This window comes from Streptococcus sp. 1F3 (assembly GCF_054968985.1).
In genome coordinates this window covers 43,237-64,584 of record NZ_JBUEQR010000052.1, presented here as the reverse complement: position 1 = coordinate 64,584, position 21,348 = coordinate 43,237, and the positions used below count along the sequence as shown (strand labels likewise).

Below are 21,348 nucleotides of genomic sequence, written 5' to 3'. Positions count from 1 at the left end.
ATATGGGACTTTTTTTCTATACTCAAAAAGGCTCCATAATCTCTACAGTGGATTTACCCACTACAGAAATTATAGAGCCTAAAATTGTTGAAAAAAAGAGTACACTAAAGTTACTGGCTCTGAGACGTCTCAAAGTAAGTTCTACCCTATTTCCTTGTCTCAGTCTAGTTTCCAGTTTTTGCGACAGACTAGAACTTACTTTGGGAATTTACAATTAATTTAGAAGGATTTGAAGAGTTTCTAAGATGGAAACAAAGGGCAGTAAAATAAAGAAAATCGTGGTATAATAGACAGTGTCAATTTTCTATTAAATATAGTTTCGATTTTCTTTTAGATAAAAACTAGTGATGAATTTGATAAGTATGCTTTGGAAAATTCAGCTAAATCCTTTTCACATACAGAAAGTATATTTCGGACAGAATATGGTTCCCCCTTACTTCCCACTTTTTTCGTGAAGTGTTAGCCAGAGTGGAGCAAGAGCTAATTGAAACTTGTGAAGAGAAATTTGGATTTAAGTGGACAAAACATGTAACGCCACACTCATTTAGACATATGCATATTACGTATCTGCAAAGTGAGGGTACAGAATTGGCTACAAGAGACATTATGGATCGTGTAGGTCATGCTAATTATGAAACTACAATCGGCTATACTCATAGACAAACTAACTCTCAAGAAATGGCAGTGAACGCATTAAATAATTTTATTAATAAAAATCAAATATCTTTTTCTGCTTTAAAGTCTTGGTCTTGTAAGTATTCTAAACCATTAAACAATTGGATTGAAAATCACTATGAAAGCAGAAAAACAAATTTAAATTTAGAAGAATTCCGAGATATAATTGGAATTAAAGAAAGCTATCTTCCAAGGCATATTACTATTGCTCTCCTATTTTGAAATAAGATGTATTCGTGAAGAAAAGCAAAAAATGATTGGGGATAAAATGGTTTGGTGAAATCAGTCTACATTTGGTAACTTTTGGTGACCTGATAGAATTTAGGCAAATTTACCTCCATAAAACCCTTGATACGAAAGGAATTATACACTCATGGCAACTATTCACTGGTTTCCAGGTCACATGTCAAAAGCAAGGCGACAGGTGCAGGATAATCTGAAATTTGTTGACTTTGTGACGATCTTAGTCGATGCACGCTTGCCCTTATCCAGTCAAAATCCCATGTTGACAAAGATAGTGGGAGATAAGCCCAAGCTACTCATTTTAAATAAGGCTGATTTGGCTGATTCAACGGCTACCAAGATTTGGCGTTCTTATTTTGAGGCACAGGGGATTCCAACCTTGACCATTAATTCTAAGGAACAGTCAACTGTTAAAAAAGTAACAGAAGCTGCAAAAAAACTGATGCGGGAGAAAACCCAGCGTCAGAAAGAAAGAGGGATTCAGATTGAAACCTTGCGCACGATGATTATTGGGATTCCTAATGCTGGAAAATCAACCCTCATGAATCGCTTGGCAGGTAAGAAAGTTGCGGTCGTTGGAAATAGACCGGGTGTTACCAAGGGACAACAATGGCTCAAATCCAACAAAGACTTGGAAATTCTTGATACTCCTGGTATTTTATGGCCTAAATTTGAAGATGAAGAAGTGGCGCTTAAATTAGCTTTGACAGGGGCGATTAAAGACAATCTCTTGCCCATGGATGAGGTGACAATTTTTGGTTTGAATTATTTCAAAAAGCATTATCCTAAGGCACTCAAAGAGCGTTTTAAGCAGATAAATCTAGAATATGAAGCGCCTGAAATGATTATGGATATGACGAAAAAACTTGGTTTTCGTGAAGACTATGATCGTTTTTATACCTTGTTTGTCAAGGAAGTACGAGACGGAAAATTGGGGCTTTACACGCTAGATACAGTTGAGGACATAGATGGCAACGATTAAAGACATAAAGGCACTGCTTGCAACTATTACAGATAAGACAGATCTTCGTTTAGAGGAGTTGGCTAATGATAATCGAGCAGGGGTACAGGCACTCATTCAGAAAAAATTCAAGGACTTTCAAGCAATGGAAGTAGAAGAGCAGCGACTAGAACAGATGCTAGTCCATGAAAATGCCTTGTATGCAGAAGGGATAGAGTTGATTGCAGGAATTGATGAAGTCGGACGGGGACCCTTGGCAGGTCCAGTCGTAGCTGCAGCAGTTATTTTGCCCAAAGATTGTAAGATTCGCTATCTGAACGATTCTAAGAAAATCTCCAAAACCAAGCACCAAGCTATTTACCAAGAAGTGATAGAACGAGCTGTTGCCATAGGGATTGGTGTCAAGGATAATCACGTGATTGATGAAGTCAATATTTATGAGGCGACCAAACTGGCTATGCTAGAGGCCTTGAGCCAACTATCTCCAAGACCACAGCATATACTGATTGATGCGATGACCCTAGATACACCAATTGCCCAGAATTCAATTATAAAAGGAGATGCCACTAGCCTTTCCATCGCTGCTGCGAGTATTGTGGCAAAGGTTACTAGGGATCAGATGATGACAGACTTTGATAAGGTATATCCTGGCTATGATTTTGCTAACAATGCGGGTTATGGGACTGCCAAGCATCTAGAGGGCTTACAAAAAAAGGGGGTAAGCCCCATTCATAGAACGACCTTTGAACCAATCAAATCAATGCTCTAGACAAGGAGGATAAAAAGAATGACAGAACGTGAGAAAATGTTAGCAGGCTTATTGTACGATGCCAGTGAAGAAGAATTGCGGCAGTTGCGTAGCCTAGCTCGGCAATACCGCATGGAGTTTAATCAAGAATTGGATAAAACAAAGCGCAGTCAGTTGCTCAAATCCTGGTTTGGTAGCACTGGAGAATGGATCAATATAGAGCCAGATTTTGCCTGTGACTATGGATGCAATATCCATGTAGGTGAGAATTTCTATGCCAATTTTAACTGTACTTTTCTGGATGTATGTCCCATTAGCATTGGTGACAACGCTATGCTGGGCCCTAATGTACAGCTACTAACCCCACTTCATCCTCTTGATGCGAACGAACGAATTGCAGGATTAGAGTATGGTAAACCGATTACCATCGGACATAATTTCTGGGCTGGTGGGGGTGTGACCATTCTTCCTGGAGTTTCCTTGGGAGATAATGTGGTCGTTGGAGCTGGATCGGTCGTGACCAAGTCATTCGGTGATAATGTCGTTCTGGCAGGAAATCCTGCACGGATTATCAAAAAATTATCAAACGAGGAAATGAACAAAAGAAATGAAGAATGAAACATCCTATCTTTCCTTTGATATTGGAGGGACGTTTATTAAGTATACCCTTATATCAGAGGGTTTTCATTTAGTAGAACAAGACAAGATACAGACTCCTGCTACAAAGGAGGAGTTTTTGCATTCCTTGGAAACTATTGTAGACACCTATCACAAAGAGATTTCAGGTATCGCCATTTCTTGTCCAGGTACAATCAATCGCAAGACAGGCTTTGTCTATAAAGGGGGCTTGATTCCCTACCTGACCTCGCTCCCCCTTGCTCAACACCTTGAAAGTCGTTTTTCCTTGCCAATCAGTGTCCTAAACGATGCCGATGCAGCAGGTCTAGCAGAAGCACGATTGGGACATTTGAAAGCAGTCCAATCTGGGGCGGCTATGGTATTAGGAACAGGGGTCGGTCTGGCTCTTGTTCATAATGGAAATATAGCAACCTTTTCAGATTTAAAGGCGGGAAATCTACTGCTAAATCTCCTTAGACAATCGTTGGTGAATAAAAATAATACGAATACCTTGCAGGAAATAGGAGCAATCCTTGATCTTCATTTACGGGGTGTGAAGAGCCTGGTTGCTAATGCAGGATCGGCTGTTCAGTTTGTAGAAGAAGCGAGTCATCAGTTGCAGTTGTCAGAAGCAGACGGAGTGACTGTTTTTAAAGAGTTAGAGGAAGGGAGCAACCAGAAGTTAGCTGCCTTATTTGACAACTATTGTCATGAAATTGCCTACTTAATTTTAAACTTGACAAGTCTTGTCAGACTAGACAAGATTGTTATCGGTGGTGGAATTAGTCAACAAGACTTACTGATTAAGTCGATTCAAAATAGGTATCAAGAACTCGTCAAAGTAGATGGAGTTGCGAACCATTCGCTTCACTTAGTGGAGATTCAGGCCTGTCAGTTCCATAATCAAGCAAATTTAATCGGTGCTCTGTGCTTTTTCCTTGAAAAATATAAAACATCTTGATCTATTATCATGTACACAGCTTCTAGGCGTGCGATTTTATATCCAACGTTTAGAAGCCTAGGCAGATCAGGCTTTTTTATTTTATGAGGCTAGACAAAACCTCTAGCATATAGAAACAGTATGAAAGAGTGTTGTCAAAAAACTTGATATCCCCCTTTTAGACTATTCATTTTTCAAAAAAACTAAGATGTGAGTTTTTTTACGAATAAATTTAGTAGAGGTGAAAAATGAATAACTTTGAACTGTTTAAACTAAAAAAAGCGGGCTTGACCAATCTTCAAATCCATAAGGTATTACTTTATCAAGCAAAAATAGAGAAATCCTTATCTCTTAAATCCATCGCACTTGTCTCTAGCTCTTCCAATCCGCTCCTCTTTATAGAACGCTATAAGCAATTAGATGACGAGATTTGTCGGAAAGAATTTGCTTGCTACCCTTCTTTTTCAATTTTTGATGAAGTCTATCCTATTGAGCTAAGACAGATCTATAATCCTCCAGTTCTCCTTTTTTATCAAGGAAATATTGAACTCTTAACCAAGCCCAAACTAGCTATTGTAGGAGCAAGACTAGCCAGTAAAGCAGGCACTAGGTCTGTCCAAAAAGTTATCAAAGAGCTTCAGAATCGTTTTGTGATTGTCAGTGGTTTGGCAAGGGGAATCGATACAGCGGCTCACATGGCTTCCTTAGCAAATGGTGGAAAAACAATTGCTATTCTTGGCAATGGATTGGCTACAGCCTATCCTAAAGAAAATAGGAACCTACAGGCTTATCTGGCTCAACACCACCTGCTTTTATCAGAGTATGCGCCGAATGAAAAGCCCCTCAAATACCATTTCCCTGAGCGAAACCGCATTATAGCTGGCTTATCCAAAGGTATTATCGTGGCAGAAGCTCAAATGCGTTCAGGTAGCTTGATTACTTGTGAATATGCCCTGAATGAGGGACGTGATATTTTTGCCATTCCAGGGAGCATTACAGATGGAAAATCTGCGGGGTGTCATCTCTTAATCCAAGAGGGTGCAAAGTGCATCACATCAGGTCTGGATATCCTTTCAGAGTATCGATTGTAAAACAGGTATTCCTATAGGAAAAGAAAAATCTTGACACTTACCTAAAAATAGTATATTCTTTTTGAAGCTATACTAGTTTAAAATATTGTAAAGGTAAGAACAATGGGAACAACAAAGAAAAAAGTAACCAACCCCAAAAATTTAGTCATCGTGGAGTCGCCGGCAAAGGCAAAAACGATTGAAAAATATTTAGGACGCAATTACAAGGTTGTTGCCTCGGTAGGACATATCCGTGATTTGAAAAAATCAAGCATGTCTATTGATTTTGACAATAATTATGAGCCTGAATATATCAATATTCGTGGAAAAGGCCCCCTCATCAATGACTTGAAAAAAGAAGCTAAAAAAGCGAAACAAGTTTTTCTAGCAAGTGACCCGGACCGTGAAGGAGAAGCCATTTCTTGGCATTTAGCTCACATTTTAGGTTTGGACGAAAAGGATAAAAATCGTGTTGTCTTTAACGAGATTACCAAGGATGCGGTAAAAAATGCCTTTAAAGAACCACGAACCATCGACCACGATTTAGTAGATGCCCAGCAAGCTCGACGGGTCTTAGACCGTATTGTCGGCTATTCGATTTCTCCTATTTTATGGAAGAAGGTCAAAAAAGGCTTGTCAGCAGGTCGTGTACAATCAGTAGCTCTTAAATTGATTATCGACCGTGAAAATGATATTAACAATTTCAAACCAGAAGAATATTGGACTATCGATGCCACCTTTAAAAAAGGAACGAAGAAATTTCAGGCTAGTTTCTATGGTCTAGATGAAAAGAAATTAAAACTTGAAAACAATGAGCAGGTAAAAGAAGTTTTAGCACGGATTAAGGGTGATGAGTTCTTGGTGGATAAGGTAGACCGCAAAGAGCGCAAACGCAATGCACCATTACCATACACAACCTCAACCTTACAGATGGACGCAGCTAATAAAATCAATTTTCGAACCCGTAAAACCATGATGGTTGCTCAGCAGTTGTATGAAGGAGTGAGCCTCGGAACAGGCGGCACACAGGGCTTGATTACCTATATGCGTACCGATTCGACTAGGATCAGTCCAGTTGCTCAGGCACAGGCTGCAGATTTTATTACAGAGCGTTTTGGTGCCAAGTATTCCAAGCACGGTAGTAAAATCAAAAATGCCTCTGGGGCACAAGATGCGCATGAAGCCATTCGTCCGTCCAATGTTCAATTAACCCCTGAGGCTATTGCGAAACATCTAGACAAAGATCAGTTGAGGCTTTATACCTTGATTTGGAACCGCTTTGTAGCAAGTCAAATGACTGCAGCAATATTTGATACAATGAGTGTCCGTTTAGTGCAAAATGGTGTGCTATTTGCTGCTAATGGGAGTCAGGTCAAATTTGACGGTTATCTGGCAGTTTACAATGATTCAGATAAGAGTAAGATGCTGCCGGACATGGAAGTTGGTGACAAGGTACAACGTATCTTAACGAAGCCAGAACAACATTTTACACAGCCTCCTGCCCGTTATTCAGAAGCAACCTTGATTAAGACCTTGGAAGAAAATGGTGTCGGGCGTCCCTCAACCTATGCTCCGACCATTGAAACCATTCAAAAACGTTACTATGTGAAACTGGTTGCCAAGCGATTTGAGCCGACCGAGCTAGGAGAAATTGTCAATAAATTGATTGTTGAATTCTTTCCAGATATCGTCAATGTGACTTTTACCGCTGAAATGGAGCAGAAACTAGATGATGTAGAAGTCGGAAAGGCGCAATGGCAGAATATTATTGATCATTTTTATCAGCCATTTAAGGTTGAATTAGCCAAGGCTGAGACTGAAATTGAAAAAATTCAAATCAAGGATGAACCAGCTGGATTTGATTGTGAGGTCTGTGGTCATGAAATGGTGATTAAGTTGGGACGCTTCGGTAAATTCTATGCTTGTAGCAATTTTCCTGATTGTCGCAACACCAAGCAGATTACTAAAGAAATTGGTGTGACTTGTCCAAAATGTCGTAAGGGTCAGGTCATTGAACGCAAGAGTAAGCGCAATCGCATTTTTTACGGTTGTGACCGCTATCCGGAGTGTGAGTTCACTTCCTGGGAGAAACCAATTGGCCGTGACTGTCCAAAATGTCAGCACTATCTGGTTGAAAAGAAAGTAAGAGGTGGAGGCAAGCAGGTGATTTGTCCAAATGGTGATTATGAAGAAGAAAAGATTAAATAGGACAATTCAAATCTAGACTACAGTTCGGTCGCTTCCTACTTATCTTTCCAATGCGTGAGATTGGTGCCTAGTGTTACCAAGTGCTTTCCATTCATCACGATAAACATTAGATTCTTTCTAATCACTAGCGTAAGATTTCCGTTATACTGAACTTTGTTTCAAAAGTCTGCTATAGCGGACTTTTTGAATAATTTCCGTTATAACAGACTTTTTTGCCCCAATCTGTTATAATAGGCTTATGAGAGGTAGGCTATGAATTATTTTGCTTTAATCGGAGATATGATTGATTCAAAAAAAATCACCGATCGTTACCAGGTTCAAAAAAGGTTAGAATCCTGTTTAGATCAGTTAAATGCTAAGTATAGTGAGGTGCTGGTTTCTAAAATGTCTATCACACTAGGAGATGAGTTTCAAGCCTTACTGACCTTAGATGCTCCTTTATTTCAAATAATTGATTCTATCAATATGACTATGAAGCCATACCCAATACGCTTTGGTCTTGGTTTAGGGGCGATTCTGACAGATATCAATCCTGAACAAAGTATTGGTGCTGATGGTCCAGCTTATTGGTATGCCAGAAAAGCCCTTCAGGCTATTCACCAAAAAAACGACTATGGCAATACACAGATTGCCGTTCATTTTGAGGATAGCTCCACTGTAGAGGTTGTCAACACCTTAATTGCTAGTAGTGAGGCCATTAAAGCTGGCTGGCGTGCTAGTCAGGAGTTGATTCTAGAGAAGCTATTAGAAAATAATATTTATCATGAATCCTTTGACCAACAAGCACTTGCAAAAGGATTAGGTTTAGCGACAAGTAGCGCCTTATCAAAGCGCCTGAAAACCAGCAATATCAAGGTTTATTTACGAACCCGAAACTGTGCATTGAAGATGCTCAAGCATGCAGGAAAGGAGTAAGTATGTCAACTACCGGTCTTTCACAATATCTACTACACCAACCTATCTTAACGCTATTGCTCATCTGCCATTTTTTATCAGATTTTCATTTACAAAGTCAAAAAGTGGCTGACAGAAAGGACAGGGAGTGGCTCTATTTAGGCTTTCATCTCATTGGAGTAGCACTGCCACTGATGGTTGTAACTCTATTTCTTCCATCTATTTGGGGAGTGACATTGTTGCTGTTCTTCAGCCATGCCATGATTGATATTGGAAAGCCTTATATTGCCAAGTGGTTTAAATGGGATATATTAATGCTTTTTCTCATCGATCAAGCCTTGCACGTATCAATTATCCTAGCACTTACTCCATTGGTAAAGGCAATAGCTCTACCAGATGTGGTAGGAGGAGAGCTATTGCCGGTTGTTTTATTTCTTTTATTGATTACCAAGCCGACCAATATTGCCTTCAAACTATTCTTTCAAAAATACCAGCCTCAAGCCCATCAAAAAATGGACACGATTCCTGGTGCAGGAGCTATGATTGGTCTTTTGGAACGGGTGGTCATGAGTATTTGTATCATTTTTCATCAGTTTGCTTCAATCGGTCTTGTCTTTACCGCCAAATCAATTGCTCGTTACAATAAAATATCAGAAAATCCTGCTTTTGCAGAATATTATCTCATCGGCTCTCTCTTTAGTATCCTAAGTGTTTTGATTGCCGCATGGATATGCCTGTTATGACAGAAGGGCACAACTGTATGAAATCTATTATTCCTGTGCAACAGCTCCAAGCTCAACACCAGATCAATTGTATGGTTGGTTGGTTCGTGGACAGACTGGTCCTTGACCCAAGAAGGACGTAAGCAGGCTCAAGCTATTGCTCGTCATTTATAAGATACCAAGCCCGTAAAAAACTCAAAGCGTACCAAAGGCATCCATATCCGTAAGTGAACAAGGTTCGCAACGGCTCTAGCAAAATAGGAAAGTTGACGAGTGAAAAGCTCCAGTGGAGGTTTTCAGCCTATCTTTAAAGGGATTTTATACATAAGATACAAACTTCGGTTGTGTTATCGGGTAGTCTATTCCGAGACTGTTGGTGCTAGCTAAAGCCAAAACAGCTGCCTATCGTTTCGCACAGGGTCTAGGGGATGTTCAATTAAAATACGAGGGCGTTAAAAAAGCGATTGAAACATAGGGAGGCTGGGACAAAAAGATTTTGATTTTTGAAATTCTTTATCATCAAATCTTCAAATTGATAAATGAAATACAAAAAGCGAACAAACAAGAATGTTGAGTGTCCGAAAACCAGTTTTGTTCGTTTTTTATAGTTGAGGTTAGACTTTTGTCCCAGACTCTTATCTTTTTTCTGAGATTTTAGCCCGAGTTCCATATAAAATGATATTAAAAAACGATAAAATAATAGAAAGATTTGTGGGAGATTTGCTCCCGAAGAGGTATTAGTGAAGTGTCTCAATCCTATATTAATGTAATTGGAGCTGGTTTGGCTGGCTCTGAAGCTGCTTATCAGATTGCTAAACGAGGGATTCCCGTTAAATTGTACGAAATGCGTGGGGTGAAAGCGACACCGCAACATAAGACGGATCATTTTGCAGAATTGGTCTGTTCAAATTCTCTTAGAGGTGATAGCTTGACCAATGCTGTAGGGCTTCTCAAGGAAGAAATGCGTCGCTTGGACTCTCTTATTATGAGAGCAGGAGAGAGTACGCGTGTTCCTGCTGGAGGTGCTTTGGCTGTTGATCGTGAGGGATTTTCTCAGATGGTAACAGAAGAACTCCATCAGCACCCCCTCATTGAGGTTATTCGTAAGGAGATAAGGGAGTTACCGACAACAGGGATTACCGTCATTGCGACTGGTCCTCTGACAAGTGATGCCTTAGCAGAAAAAATCCATGCCCTAAACGGTGGCTCTGGCTTTTATTTTTATGATGCCGCAGCGCCGATTGTGGATGTCAATACCATTGATATGAGTAAGGTCTATCTAAAATCCCGCTATGATAAGGGAGAAGCAGCCTATCTTAATGCACCAATGACCAAGGAAGAATTTTTAGCCTTTCATGATGCCTTGGTACATGCCGAAGAAGCACCTCTTAATTCCTTTGAAAAAGAAAAATATTTTGAAGGCTGTATGCCAATTGAGGTGATGGCAAAACGCGGTGTGAAGACCATGCTTTATGGTCCCATGAAACCAGTTGGACTGGAATACCCAGAAAACTATACAGGTACCCGTGATGGGGACTATAAGACCCCTTATGCAGTTGTCCAATTGCGTAGAGATAATGCAGCAGGTAGCCTCTACAATATTGTAGGCTTCCAAACCCATCTTAAATGGGGAGAGCAAAAACGTGTCTTTCAAATGATTCCGGGATTGGAGAACGCCGAATTTGTCCGCTATGGTGTGATGCACCGCAATTCCTATATGGATTCACCGAATCTGCTGACTGAAACCTTCCGTTCTAAGAAAAATCCGCAACTCTTTTTTGCTGGTCAGATGACAGGGGTCGAGGGGTATGTAGAATCTGCGGCTTCTGGTCTGGTAGCAGGTATCAATGCGGCTCGTTTGTTCAAGGAAGAAGAAGAAATCATCTTCCCTGAGACAACTGCAATCGGAAGTTTACCTCACTATATCACGCATGCTGATAGCAAGCATTTCCAGCCAATGAATGTCAACTTCGGTATTATCAAAGAGCTGGAGGGCCCACGTATCCGTGATAAAAAAGAACGCTATGAAAAAATAGCCGCACGCGCCTTGACAGCTCTAAATCAGTGCATGGAAGAATTGGATTAAAAGATAGGTTGGGCCTATCTTTTTTGAAATATTCCGCTAGTGACATTTAGTCTAGCTTTATAGTCTTTAGTACTAGGAGACGAGCTACAGGCTGTACTGGAGCATTTGTATGAGGACGCGCTTCTAGAAAGACAGCAACCGCTCCTTTTGTTCGTTTTTCCCGAATTTTTCCAAGAAATAACTAACTTTTCTTAGTATTTCATTTAAAAATATGGTATACTAACTCTTAACTGAAATGGAAATGAGAACAGTATGAATACCTTTTATTTTTATCTTGATATGAGAACCCATGAATTGGAGGTTCCTTATACTAAGGATAAGCGACGGGTGCGGGTATTACTGCCTAAAAATTACGAAACAGACCTCCATCAAACCTATCCTGTTGTCTATTTTCACGATGGGCAAAATGTCCTCTACAGTAAGGAATCCTTTAGTGGGCATTCTTGGAAAATTATCCCAGCTATTAAGCGCAATCCTGATATTGCCAAGATGATTGTTGTAGCCATTGACAATGACGGCTTTCAGCGGATGAATGAATATTCCGCTTGGAAATATAAGGAAGTCAATATTCCTGGCGTTCAATTTGGTGGCAAGGGGACAGAATATGCTGAATTTGTCATGGAAGTGGTTAAGCCTTTTATTGACAGTGAGTACCGTACCAAGGCTGATAAGGCTCATACCGCGATGATTGGCTCTTCTTTAGGTGGCAATATCACTCAGTTTATGGGCTTGGCTTATCAAGATCAAATTGGTTGTTTGGGTGTCTTTTCATCGGCTAATTGGCTACACCAAGAGGCATTTGATCGTTATATAGAACGCCGTGAACTAGATCAGAACCAACGGGTCTACATCTATGTAGGAACAGAAGAAGCAGATGATACGGATAAGACCTTGATGGCTGGAAATATCAAGCAGGCCTATATCCACTCTTCACTTTCTTATTATCGCCAGTTGATTGCAGGAGGAGTAGAGTTGGATAATCTGGCACTGGAAATCATTTCAGGAGCTGTTCATAATGAGGAAGCTTGGGCAAAATTTCTGCCAGATTGTTTACGTTTTTTAAGTGAAAAATGGTAAGGAGATAGTAGAATATGCACGTAGAATTTTTAAGTCATTGGTCAGGAAATTTGGGTAGGGAAATGAACCTCAATCGCTATGGACATGCTGGTATTCCAGTCGTCGTCTTTGCGTCATCAGGTGGTTCTTACACGGAATATGCTGATTTTGGTATGATTGAGGCTTGTAAAAGCTCAATAGAGGCTGGCAAAGTTCAATTTTTCACGCTTACGAGCATTGATAAGGAAAGTTGGCTAGCAGATTGGAAATCCATACATGACCGTGCTGAAGCCCACCGAGCCTATGAGCGTTATGTGATTGAAGAGGCTATTCCTTTTATTAAGCATAAGACAGATTGGTTTGATCCGATGATGACAACAGGATGCTCTATGGGAGCTTACCACGCACTGAATTTCTTTTTGCAACATCCAGATGTCTTTAATAAGGTGATTGCTCTTTCTGGAATTTATGATGCTCGCTTCTTTAACCGCAATCAAGACTACGGCCATGATGATACGGTCTATCAAAACTCCCCAGCAGATTACATCTGGAACCAAAATGATGCTTGGTTTATCGATCGTTACCGCCAATCAGATATCATCATTTGCTCTGGGCTTGGAGATTGGGAACAAGATGGCTTACCAAGTTTTTACAATCTAAAAGCTGCTTTTGCTGAGAAACAGATTCCCGCCTGGTTTGATGAGTGGGGAAGTGATGTAGCTCATGATTGGGTCTGGTGGAGAAAGCAGATGCCATATTTCTTACGAACTCTCGATTTATAGAAGGGGGATATTTATGAATTTCATTGTTATTTCGCCTTATTATCCTGAAAACTTTCAACCATTTACACTTGAATTAGCTAAGAAAGGAATCAATGTTCTAGGGATTGGGCAAGAACCTTATGAACAACTGGGATCAGATTTGCAGGAGGCTCTGACAGAATACTTCCGTGTTGAAAATCTAGAAGATATTGACGAAGTCAAGCGTGCCGTTGCTTTTCTGTTTTATAAGCACGGTCCGATTGATCGAATTGAATCCCACAATGAATACTGGCTGGAAAATGATGCCCTTCTTCGTGAACAGTTCCATATCTTTGGTGCCAAGCCAAAGCATCTGCGCAAGACAAAATTCAAGTCAAAAATGAAAAAATATTTCGCAGCAGCAGGTGTACCAGTTGTTCCAGGTCAGGTTATCAAGACTGAAAAAGATATCGCTAAGGCTGTAAAAAAGATTGGTCTACCAATGATTGCCAAACCCGATAATGGAGTGGGAGCTGCTGCAACTTACAAATTAACTAGTCCAGCAGATGTAGAACAGTTTGTAGAGCAGTGGGACCGAGAGGTGGTTTATTTCTTTGAAAAGTTTGTCAGCTCTAAGGAAATTTGCACCTACGATGGCTTGGTGGATGCACAAGGTAATATCGTTTTTGAGACGACCCTTGATTATCATCATACACCTCTTGAGCTATTAGAAAGCCAGAAAGACAATGCCTACTATATTTTAAAAAGCATTGATCCCAAACTTCAGTCTTATGGTCGAGCGGTGGTCAAGGCATTTGGAATGAAAGAGCGTTTCTTCCACATTGAATTTTTCCGTGAAGGAGATGATTACATCGCGATTGAATATAACAATCGTCCTGCGGGAGGCTTTACGGTAGACATCTATAACTTTGCCCATTCGATTGACTTGTATCGCGATTATGCGAGCATCGTTGTAGGAGAAGAAGTAGCAGAACGCACTTTTGAACCACAGTACTGCCTTGCAATCACGCGCAGGGATACTACCCAGTATGCACATAGTAAAGAAGAAGTGCGTAACCATTATGCTAGCCAATTAAAAATGGAAAGACGAATGCCACATGCTTTCGCAGCCCTACAAGGGGATACCCTCTATGCTCTTACAGCAGATAGTCGCAAAGAACTAGATGATATGATTGCCTATATCAGTCAAACACTATGATAAAAGTCTCGTCTCGCTCTCAGCAGGCGAGTTTTTTGTGGTATAATATAGTGCTTTAGCCTTTATGAATAAAACACTCTATCAAGTCAGTAGCAAGCGAAGTGAGCTTTTAAAGGATATTTCCGTTTACCAAGTCAAATTGGAAAAAGCTTTTTTGATGCTCAATGCATACGGCAGGCAGACACTGACAAAGTTTGAAGCGATTTTTAAAGACTATGTGAATAGCTTCTCCTTTAGGAAGCAACAAGTAAGATGAAGGAGAGGGAGCGTTAGGCTTACAAGATTGTAAGATTAGAGGACAAACCTGTAAGGTTAGGGTAGTTCTTCTTGAGGTATACTAATATCATCAATCATACGAAACGAGGAATCGCCCATGTGGAATAAGGTATTTAAAAAGCAAGTAAAACCAAAGGACAGAGAAGATACAGTCATTTTATTGGAAAAGGCCCAGTATGTTGCAGCCCTCTACCAAGATACAGCTATGCTCAACTACTTCCTGCATGGCTAATACTCTTTAAAAATCAAAAGGATCCTTCGTCAACTTGCCTTGATGAACGCTAGCTCTACCTTCGGCTTCGATTATAAGGAAATGAGCGGTGCTACTCTCATTTCCAACCTTTCACAATTCTTAATTGTGAAAGCTAGTCTACTTTTGATTTTTATTGAGTATAAGTTCTTTAGGAAGATGAACAACAGACAAGAGGAGTTTTTATGTTTTTAGAAATCAATCATTTAGAAAAAGTATACCGTACCCGTTTTTCAAAAGAAGAAACTCGTGCCTTGCAAGATGTGGACTTCAAGGTTGAAAAGGGGGAATTTATCGCGATTATGGGAGAAAGTGGCTCAGGAAAAACAACCCTTCTTAATATCCTAGCTACTCTTGATAAGCCGAGCAATGGGAGTGTCATTCTCAATCAACATGATATTACCACGATCAAGGATAGCCAGCTAGCTGATTTTCGTTTGCGAAATCTAGGCTTTGTTTTCCAAGATTTCAATTTGCTCGATAGCCTATCCATTCGTGATAATATTTTTCTTCCCCTGGTTTTAGCCCGCCGTTCCTACAGTGAAATGGAAGAGCGTTTGAAGTTGCTTGCTCCCCAGTTGCGGATTACGGAGTTGCTCAATAAACGACCATTTGAACTTTCTGGAGGACAGAAGCAGCGGGTCGCTATCGCTCGTAGTTTGATTACCAAGCCCCAATTAATCCTAGCCGATGAGCCGACTGCAGCTCTTGATTACCGTAATTCAGAAGACTTGTTGAATCTTTTTGAGGACATCAATGCAGGAGGACAGACCATTCTCATGGTGACCCACTCAGCCAATGCTGCCAGTCATGCCAGTCGTGTACTTTTCATTAAGGACGGCCGTATTTTCCATCAACTCTATAAGGCGAACAAGTCTAGTGCTGATTTTGCTAAAGAAATTTCACTCAGCATGTCTGCGCTTCTAGGAGGTGAATAATGTATGTTCTACCTTAAATTAGCTTGTGGAAATATCCGAAAATCCCTCCAGACCTTTGCCCCTTTTATTCTAGCTAGTTTGGTACTCTTTGTCCTAAACTGCTCAACCTTACTCCTTGTCCTCAGTCCAATGGCTCAAAAGATGGGGACAGGGGCTGTATCACTTGGCTTAGGAACTATTGTCCTCACAATCTTCTCCATTATTATGGAAGTCTATAGTTTCAATTTTTTGATGAAGCAACGGGCACGAGAGTTTGGTCTTTACAACATGCTAGGCATGAATAAGAAGCAACTAGCCCTGCTAGCAACGATCGAATTGATGATGATGTTTGGCTTGATTGTGATTCTTGGTAGTATATTGAGTGCCGCCTTCTCCAATCTTATGTACCTTATTTTTATTAACTTGGTCAAGGGAACCAATCTGCATTTTGAGATTTCATTTACAGCTTTTATCTTCAATATCTTGATTTTTGCAGGCATTTTCTTCCTCTTGGAGCTATTAGCCATTCATAAGGTCGGTTTTTCCTCCCCCCTTATCCTATTTAGAAATAAGGAAGAAGGTGAAAAAGAGCCAAAAGGCAATACGCTTCTAGCCCTGCTAGGTCTTATCTGTCTTGGGATTGGCTATTATCTTTCTCTTTCCTCTAGTCAGATTAGTGCGATTGTCGTTCTCTATCGTTTCTTCATTGCTGTTTTATTCGTCATTGGAGGAACCTATCTCTTTTATATCAGTTTCATAGCTTGGTATTTAAAACTCCGTCGCAAGCAGAAGAAGTATTTTTATAGCCCTGAACATTTTATTTCAACATCGCAGATGATTTTCCGAATGAAGCAACATGCGACAGGTCTTGCCAATATCACCCTTCTTGCTGTTATGGCCTTTGTGACCATTGCAACGACTAGCTCCCTTTATTTTAATACGGTGGATCTAGTAGACAAATCCTACCCTAGACAAAGTTCGATTGAATTGTTTGTCCAAGATAGGGCACAAGGAGATGCTTATTTACAAGACAGTATATTGGCTCAGTATCCCAGTCAAAAGGAAAATCAATTGAGCTATCTCACACTGGTAAATGCGATAGAATACGACAATAGTGAGACCCTTCATATCCCAAAAGAAAATCCCCAACAGTTGCAAGTTGCCCAATTTTATATGGCTTACTTCATCACACAAGATGATTTTAGGAATTTAGGAAATACCTTGCCAGAATTAAAGGAAAACCAAATTGCTTTTTTTAAAGCAAATAGCCGTTCAAAACTAAAAGAGTTGTTCCTAGAAGAGAAGGTCTTTGAAAATGTTTCAAATATGGAAAACGTCTCTTTTCCTGACATTGCAAATACCTATAACCCTCTTTTGATTGTAGTGAGCAATGATGATATTCTTCAAGAATTTAAAGAGGTACTGGAAGCTCATTCCCCCAATGAAAATGACCTATCTTTCACCTATCGTGCCTTTCTTGACTTAAGGGAGGAAGAGGCAAGGAGCCTTGGTCAAGAAGAGGGAGATGTCATTGGCTTAGTCAATCAAAATGGTGATGGAATTGGTACGATTATGCAAAAGACAAACTTTAGAAATCTAATGCTAGGTATCTTTGGTGGTTTTCTCTTTACAGGTTTCTTGCTTGGTGTTAGTTTCTTACTGGGGGCTGCTTTGATTATTTACTACAAGCAGTATTCGGAAGGAAACGAAGATAAGAAATCCTATAAAATTCTCCAAGAAGTTGGAATGAGCCAGCTTGCTGTCAAAAAGACCATCAATTCTCAGACCTTACTTGTCTTTTTTATGCCCCTGGCTATGGCGATTCTCCACTTCCTTGCCTCCCTTGTCATGCTCAAACAAATGTTGCTCATATTTGGGGTGGCTTCCCACACCATGATTTATACCGTCAGTGGGATTACTATTGCCATTATCTGTCTGATTTATTTTGCTATCTATAAATGGACAAGTAGAACCTACTATCGGATCATTGAAAGATAAGACGATACAAAGCCCCTTAGGAATACGGTCACCAATCATACCATTACGGCAAAAAGATCCTTTTAGGATCAATTCCCCTGCTATTTGTTTCGTACCTATCCATTTATTCGTTAAACAAAAGCATTATATACTCATTTAGTTTAACTTTTATTACTTCGACGATTGTGGAAACTTCGTTTGCTCGCTTTGCCGTACTCCAGTACAGCCTGCAGCTCGTTGCCTAGTACTAAAAGTAAACTAAACAACTATAAAAGGTGGCTTTAGAAGCCCCTTTTTTGATACAATAAGAATATGAAAAAAGAAAAAATTTACATCGTAGAAGATGACGAGACGATTGTTCAGTTACTGATGAATCACCTCAGTCAAACCTATCAAGTCGCAAGTGTCCGTAATTTTCGGGCAGTTAGCCAAGAAGTAGCAGAGTGGCAGCCAGATGTCGTACTGATGGATATTCGTTTGCCCTATTTTAATGGTTTTTATTGGACGACCGAGATTCGTAAAAGCATGACCATGCCGATTATTTTTATTTCCAGTAGTGGCGATGAGATGAATGCTGTTATGGCGATGAACATGGGTGGAGATGATTTTATTGCAAAACCATTTTCCCTAGCCCTTTTAGATGCGAAAATTGCAGCTTTTTTGCGTCGTGTCCAACAATTTACCCAGGTTCCCCAATTGGCTCTAGATGGCTATCAACTAGCTGTAGATGGACGTTTTAGCTATGGTAGTGACTCCATTCAACTATCGCCTACAGAAACTAAAATCTTGACTACTTTGATGCAAGATCAGGGCCAGGTAGTGACCAAGGAAAAATTGCTGGAACAACTTTGGGAAAATGAAGAATTTATTGATCAAAATACCTTGAATGTCAATATGACCCGTCTGCGTAAGAAAGTTCACGAGTTAGGTTTTGAACGGATTCATACCGTTCGGGGAGTGGGGTATATTGTCCAATGATTCTACTATTTTTCAAAGAATATCGAGGCTGGTATCTGCTTTACCTCCTCATCAGTCTGAGCTTATTAGGGATGTTTGCCCTCTATCAACTTCCCCTTGATTTTATCTTCCAAAGCCTCTTTTTTACAAGTAGTCTCTTACTCATTTGGACAATTGGGCTTTTTATCCTCTTCCACCGCAAGCAAAAGATGCTGGAGAGCGATTGCTATGAGGATAATCTGAGAGCTTTTCAGCTCCCATCAGACCTCGCCTATCTAAAGTTACTAGCTCAAGAAAAAGTCGCAACCAAGGAAAAAATTCTAGCCTATAAGTCACGTGAAACTGAGCTGGAGTCACTCGTGAAAATCTGGTCCCACCAGATGAAAGTTCCCTTAGCAGCCCTCTCCCTCATGAGCCAGACCAATCAGCTCAGCCAGACAGAAGTCAATCACCAGCTCCTCCGCCTTGATAACTACATGGACAATCTCTTAAATTATATGAAGTTGTCTCATCAGGCAAGTGATTTTCGCTTTGAAAGGATTGAGGTAAAGGATATTGTCGTTTCTTTGGTCAAAAAATATCGTAGTCAATTTCTTCAAAAAGAGATGACTGTAGAAGTAGTAGGAAGCTGGCAGCTTAAAAGTGACCGCAAATGGCTAACCTTCGCCTGTTCACAAGTAATAGACAATGCCATGAAATACAGTCATGATGGCTCGACTCTAGCCATTCATCTGGAAGATGGACTCACTATTTCAGATCAGGGAATTGGGATTTTACCAGAGGATATTCCGCGTTTATTTGAAGAAGGCTTTACAGGCTACAATGGTCGTGAGCACCAGAAAGCTAGTGGTTTTGGTCTCTACCTGACGAAGCGGATCTTGACACAATTAGGCTTGGCTATTGAAATTAGGAGCCAGATTGATCATGGAACCCAGGTTCGTATCTGGCGGGAGAAATAAGGATACTCATAGGGCGACAGGCTTATTGAGGGAAGTCCTCTTGGAGGAGAATTTATTTACATAATTTTTGTTATGTAAATAAATTCTCCTAGCAAATGCAAGAGGAAGGAGCGTCATACAACTATCTTCTTTCTATCCAGATCTCCAGTTGCTAGTTGCTTCCCAACTACTAGAAGAGCAGAAACAGTGACCGAAAAAAGTACTAATAGTAATTACTTGTATACTTGAAAACGGTTAAAAAGATGATATACTAGGAGTAGATAAAGGAGGAAGTTATGTCACATCATGTTTTGCAAAATGGTTCGGATATTCGTGGAATTGCGATTGCAACCGACGAATTCACAGTTAATATAACACCCGAAGCTATTTCCAAAATTGTACATGGTCTGGTTCGCTGGCTCTGTCAAGATGACCGTCTGGAGAAGATCTATCAAGCAGGGAATCTCACCATTGGGATTGGTCGAGATAGCCGGATTAGCGGTCCTAGTTTGGTTGAAGCTTTTACAGCAGAAGCTGTTCGCCTAGGAGTACAGGTCCTTGATTTTGGTCTAGCTACAACGCCAGCCCTCTTTATGAGTACCCAATATGAGAATTTTTCCTGTCACGCTGGTGTTATGGTGACAGCTAGTCATCTCCCTTATTATTTCAATGGAATTAAGATTTTTAGCCAAAAAGGGGGAGCAGAGCATGAGGACATTGCTTTCATTCTAGAAAATGACCAAGATTTGGCGGAAAAAGACGGCGGAAAGGTTCAAAGGGCAGACTTACTGACACCTTATGCCGCAGATTTGGTTGAAAAGATTCGCCAAGCAAACCAAGGCAAGAAAACACCGCTTGACGGCTTACACATCATTGTTGATGCTGGAAATGGAGCAGGAGGATTCTTTGCAGAGAAGGTTCTAGAAGTCTTAGGTGCTGATACAAGGGGATCACAATTCCTAGACCCAGACGGAACTTTCCCAAATCACATTCCAAACCCAGATAATAAAGAAGCGATGGCTAGCATTCAAGCAGCAGTCTTAGAGCATGGGGCAGATTTAGGAATTATCTTTGATACTGATGTTGACCGTGCCGCCTTGGTTACCAAATCAGGTGAGATTTTAAACCGGAATAACTTGATTGCTGTTCTCAGTCAAATCATTTTGCACGAACACCCCGAAACCAGTATTGTGACCAATTCTCCGACATCTGAGCACCTAAAGCGCTTCATTGAAGAGTTGGGTGGGAAGCAAATTCGCTATATTTCAGGGTATCGCAACGTCATCAATAAGGCGATTGCGACCAATGAGGCAGGAATTGATTGCCAACTAGCTATTGAAACCTCTGGGCATGCGGCCTTTAAAGAAAATTACTTTCTTGATGATGGCACCTACGTCGCTGCCAAAATCCTCATGTTGTTGCCACGTTTGCAGATGGAAGGAAGGAGCTTGGATGGCTTAATTTCCCAGTTGAAACAACCTGTCGAAACCCAGGAAGTCCGCTTCAAATTAGAAGCAGAAGACTACCGAGCACTTGGTGAGCAAGTCATTGCGGACTTACGCCATCAAGCCATTGAAGGCTTCCAGTTCAATCCTGAAAATGAAGAAGGAGTCCGCTTTGATGTGACTGCTCCCTATGGAGAGGGTTGGTTCTTGTTGAGAATGAGCCTCCATGAGCCCCTGTTGGTTCTTCAAGTAGAAAACGATCAACCAGGCTATATCCTAGCAATCCTCAAACGTCTCTCTGAATTTTTATCCGCCTATCCTCTGGTCCATCAAGACAAGATGAAAGAAGTGATGGGAGAATAGGGAAGAAAAACATCACAGATGGTTTATCCTACCATAATGAACCAT

General features: G+C 40.5%; 20 protein-coding genes. All 20 read left to right on the top strand.

Annotated elements, in window-relative coordinates; all coding sequences use genetic code 11:
* The first annotated feature begins 468 nt into the window (after positions 1–468).
* The 20 genes from ACVPON_RS05120 to ACVPON_RS05025 all read left to right on the top strand — a co-directional run bounded on the left by ACVPON_RS05120 (position 469) and on the right by ACVPON_RS05025 (position 21,303).
* Positions 469–897: a tyrosine-type recombinase/integrase gene (locus ACVPON_RS05120; RefSeq protein WP_462876808.1), complete on the top strand. Its 429-nt coding sequence runs from the start codon at positions 469–471 to the stop codon at positions 895–897.
* 151 nt (positions 898–1,048) lie between these two features.
* Positions 1,049–1,900, top strand: a complete 852-nt coding sequence (gene ylqF, locus ACVPON_RS05115; protein ID WP_462876806.1) for a ribosome biogenesis GTPase YlqF — start codon at positions 1,049–1,051, stop codon at positions 1,898–1,900.
* Positions 1,887–2,648: a ribonuclease HII gene (locus ACVPON_RS05110; protein WP_462876804.1), complete on the top strand. Its 762-nt coding sequence runs from the start codon at positions 1,887–1,889 to the stop codon at positions 2,646–2,648. The genes ylqF and ACVPON_RS05110 overlap by 14 nt, the downstream gene beginning before the upstream one ends.
* 18 nt (positions 2,649–2,666) lie before the next feature.
* A complete protein-coding gene (locus ACVPON_RS05105; RefSeq protein WP_462876802.1) occupies positions 2,667–3,245 on the top strand; it encodes a sugar O-acetyltransferase in 579 nt (192 codons plus the stop codon).
* Entirely contained in the window at positions 3,235–4,206 is a 972-nt protein-coding gene (locus tag ACVPON_RS05100; protein ID WP_462876800.1) for an ROK family protein, read from the top strand. Before ACVPON_RS05105 ends, ACVPON_RS05100 begins: the two co-directional genes overlap by 11 nt.
* A 227-nt stretch (positions 4,207–4,433) precedes the next feature.
* Entirely contained in the window at positions 4,434–5,276 is an 843-nt protein-coding gene (gene dprA, locus ACVPON_RS05095; protein WP_462876798.1) for a DNA-processing protein DprA, read from the top strand.
* 102 nt (positions 5,277–5,378) lie between these two features.
* Positions 5,379–7,463 (top strand): type I DNA topoisomerase, encoded by a 2,085-nt coding sequence (gene topA, locus ACVPON_RS05090; protein ID WP_462876796.1) that lies wholly within the window; start codon positions 5,379–5,381, stop codon positions 7,461–7,463.
* Between the two features lie 252 nt (positions 7,464–7,715).
* Entirely contained in the window at positions 7,716–8,378 is a 663-nt protein-coding gene (locus ACVPON_RS05085; protein WP_462876794.1) for a SatD family protein, read from the top strand.
* A 2-nt stretch (positions 8,379–8,380) separates the two neighbouring features.
* A complete protein-coding gene (locus ACVPON_RS05080) occupies positions 8,381–9,100 on the top strand; it encodes a DUF3307 domain-containing protein (RefSeq protein ID WP_462876792.1) in 720 nt (239 codons plus the stop codon).
* A 724-nt stretch (positions 9,101–9,824) separates the two neighbouring features.
* Positions 9,825–11,165 carry a methylenetetrahydrofolate--tRNA-(uracil(54)-C(5))-methyltransferase (FADH(2)-oxidizing) TrmFO gene (trmFO, locus tag ACVPON_RS05075; protein ID WP_462876790.1) on the top strand — a complete coding sequence of 447 codons (1,341 nt, stop codon included), beginning with the start codon at positions 9,825–9,827 and terminating at the stop codon, positions 11,163–11,165.
* Between the two features lie 252 nt (positions 11,166–11,417).
* Positions 11,418–12,242, top strand: coding sequence for an alpha/beta hydrolase (locus ACVPON_RS05070; RefSeq protein WP_462876788.1), 825 nt, complete (start codon positions 11,418–11,420; stop codon positions 12,240–12,242).
* Between the two features lie 14 nt (positions 12,243–12,256).
* Entirely contained in the window at positions 12,257–13,003 is a 747-nt protein-coding gene (locus ACVPON_RS05065) for an esterase family protein (protein ID WP_462876786.1), read from the top strand.
* 13 nt (positions 13,004–13,016) lie between these two features.
* The gene (locus tag ACVPON_RS05060; protein WP_462876784.1) at positions 13,017–14,180 is read left to right on the top strand and encodes an ATP-grasp domain-containing protein; all 1,164 of its coding nucleotides are present in this window, start codon (positions 13,017–13,019) and stop codon (positions 14,178–14,180) included.
* 64 nt (positions 14,181–14,244) lie between these two features.
* Positions 14,245–14,436, top strand: coding sequence for a hypothetical protein (locus tag ACVPON_RS05055; protein WP_462876783.1), 192 nt, complete (start codon positions 14,245–14,247; stop codon positions 14,434–14,436).
* A 117-nt stretch (positions 14,437–14,553) separates the two neighbouring features.
* Positions 14,554–14,688: a hypothetical protein gene (locus ACVPON_RS05050; RefSeq protein WP_462876781.1), complete on the top strand. Its 135-nt coding sequence runs from the start codon at positions 14,554–14,556 to the stop codon at positions 14,686–14,688.
* A 203-nt stretch (positions 14,689–14,891) separates the two neighbouring features.
* Entirely contained in the window at positions 14,892–15,644 is a 753-nt protein-coding gene (locus ACVPON_RS05045) for an ABC transporter ATP-binding protein (RefSeq protein ID WP_462876779.1), read from the top strand.
* 3 nt (positions 15,645–15,647) lie between these two features.
* Positions 15,648–17,621, top strand: a complete 1,974-nt coding sequence (locus ACVPON_RS05040) for an FtsX-like permease family protein (protein WP_462876777.1) — start codon at positions 15,648–15,650, stop codon at positions 17,619–17,621.
* A 291-nt stretch (positions 17,622–17,912) separates the two neighbouring features.
* Positions 17,913–18,578: a response regulator transcription factor gene (locus ACVPON_RS05035; RefSeq protein ID WP_462876775.1), complete on the top strand. Its 666-nt coding sequence runs from the start codon at positions 17,913–17,915 to the stop codon at positions 18,576–18,578.
* A complete protein-coding gene (locus tag ACVPON_RS05030) occupies positions 18,575–19,516 on the top strand; it encodes a sensor histidine kinase (protein WP_462876773.1) in 942 nt (313 codons plus the stop codon). Before ACVPON_RS05035 ends, ACVPON_RS05030 begins: the two co-directional genes overlap by 4 nt.
* Before the next feature lie 275 nt (positions 19,517–19,791).
* Positions 19,792–21,303, top strand: a complete 1,512-nt coding sequence (locus tag ACVPON_RS05025) for a phosphohexomutase domain-containing protein (RefSeq protein ID WP_462876771.1) — start codon at positions 19,792–19,794, stop codon at positions 21,301–21,303.
* Positions 21,304–21,348 lie beyond the last annotated feature (45 nt).

Bases quoted from the DNA above. Each gene is read 5' to 3' on its own strand.
- ACVPON_RS05040 (WP_462876777.1), top strand. From the start codon at position 15,648: ATGTTCTACCTTAAATTAGCTTGTGGAAATATCCGAAAATCCCTCCAG.
- ACVPON_RS05065 (WP_462876786.1), top strand. From the start codon at position 12,257: ATGCACGTAGAATTTTTAAGTCATTGGTCAGGAAATTTGGGTAGGGAA.
- ACVPON_RS05030 (WP_462876773.1), top strand. From the start codon at position 18,575: ATGATTCTACTATTTTTCAAAGAATATCGAGGCTGGTATCTGCTTTAC.
- ACVPON_RS05045 (WP_462876779.1), top strand. From the start codon at position 14,892: ATGTTTTTAGAAATCAATCATTTAGAAAAAGTATACCGTACCCGTTTT.
- ACVPON_RS05070 (WP_462876788.1), top strand. From the start codon at position 11,418: ATGAATACCTTTTATTTTTATCTTGATATGAGAACCCATGAATTGGAG.
- ACVPON_RS05050 (WP_462876781.1), top strand. From the start codon at position 14,554: ATGTGGAATAAGGTATTTAAAAAGCAAGTAAAACCAAAGGACAGAGAA.
- ACVPON_RS05110 (WP_462876804.1), top strand. From the start codon at position 1,887: ATGGCAACGATTAAAGACATAAAGGCACTGCTTGCAACTATTACAGAT.
- ylqF (WP_462876806.1), top strand. From the start codon at position 1,049: ATGGCAACTATTCACTGGTTTCCAGGTCACATGTCAAAAGCAAGGCGA.
- topA (WP_462876796.1), top strand. From the start codon at position 5,379: ATGGGAACAACAAAGAAAAAAGTAACCAACCCCAAAAATTTAGTCATC.
- ACVPON_RS05100 (WP_462876800.1), top strand. From the start codon at position 3,235: ATGAAGAATGAAACATCCTATCTTTCCTTTGATATTGGAGGGACGTTT.
- ACVPON_RS05025 (WP_462876771.1), top strand. From the start codon at position 19,792: ATGTCACATCATGTTTTGCAAAATGGTTCGGATATTCGTGGAATTGCG.
- ACVPON_RS05085 (WP_462876794.1), top strand. From the start codon at position 7,716: ATGAATTATTTTGCTTTAATCGGAGATATGATTGATTCAAAAAAAATC.
- ACVPON_RS05080 (WP_462876792.1), top strand. From the start codon at position 8,381: ATGTCAACTACCGGTCTTTCACAATATCTACTACACCAACCTATCTTA.
- dprA (WP_462876798.1), top strand. From the start codon at position 4,434: ATGAATAACTTTGAACTGTTTAAACTAAAAAAAGCGGGCTTGACCAAT.
- ACVPON_RS05105 (WP_462876802.1), top strand. From the start codon at position 2,667: ATGACAGAACGTGAGAAAATGTTAGCAGGCTTATTGTACGATGCCAGT.
- ACVPON_RS05055 (WP_462876783.1), top strand. From the start codon at position 14,245: ATGAATAAAACACTCTATCAAGTCAGTAGCAAGCGAAGTGAGCTTTTA.
- ACVPON_RS05035 (WP_462876775.1), top strand. From the start codon at position 17,913: ATGAAAAAAGAAAAAATTTACATCGTAGAAGATGACGAGACGATTGTT.
- ACVPON_RS05060 (WP_462876784.1), top strand. From the start codon at position 13,017: ATGAATTTCATTGTTATTTCGCCTTATTATCCTGAAAACTTTCAACCA.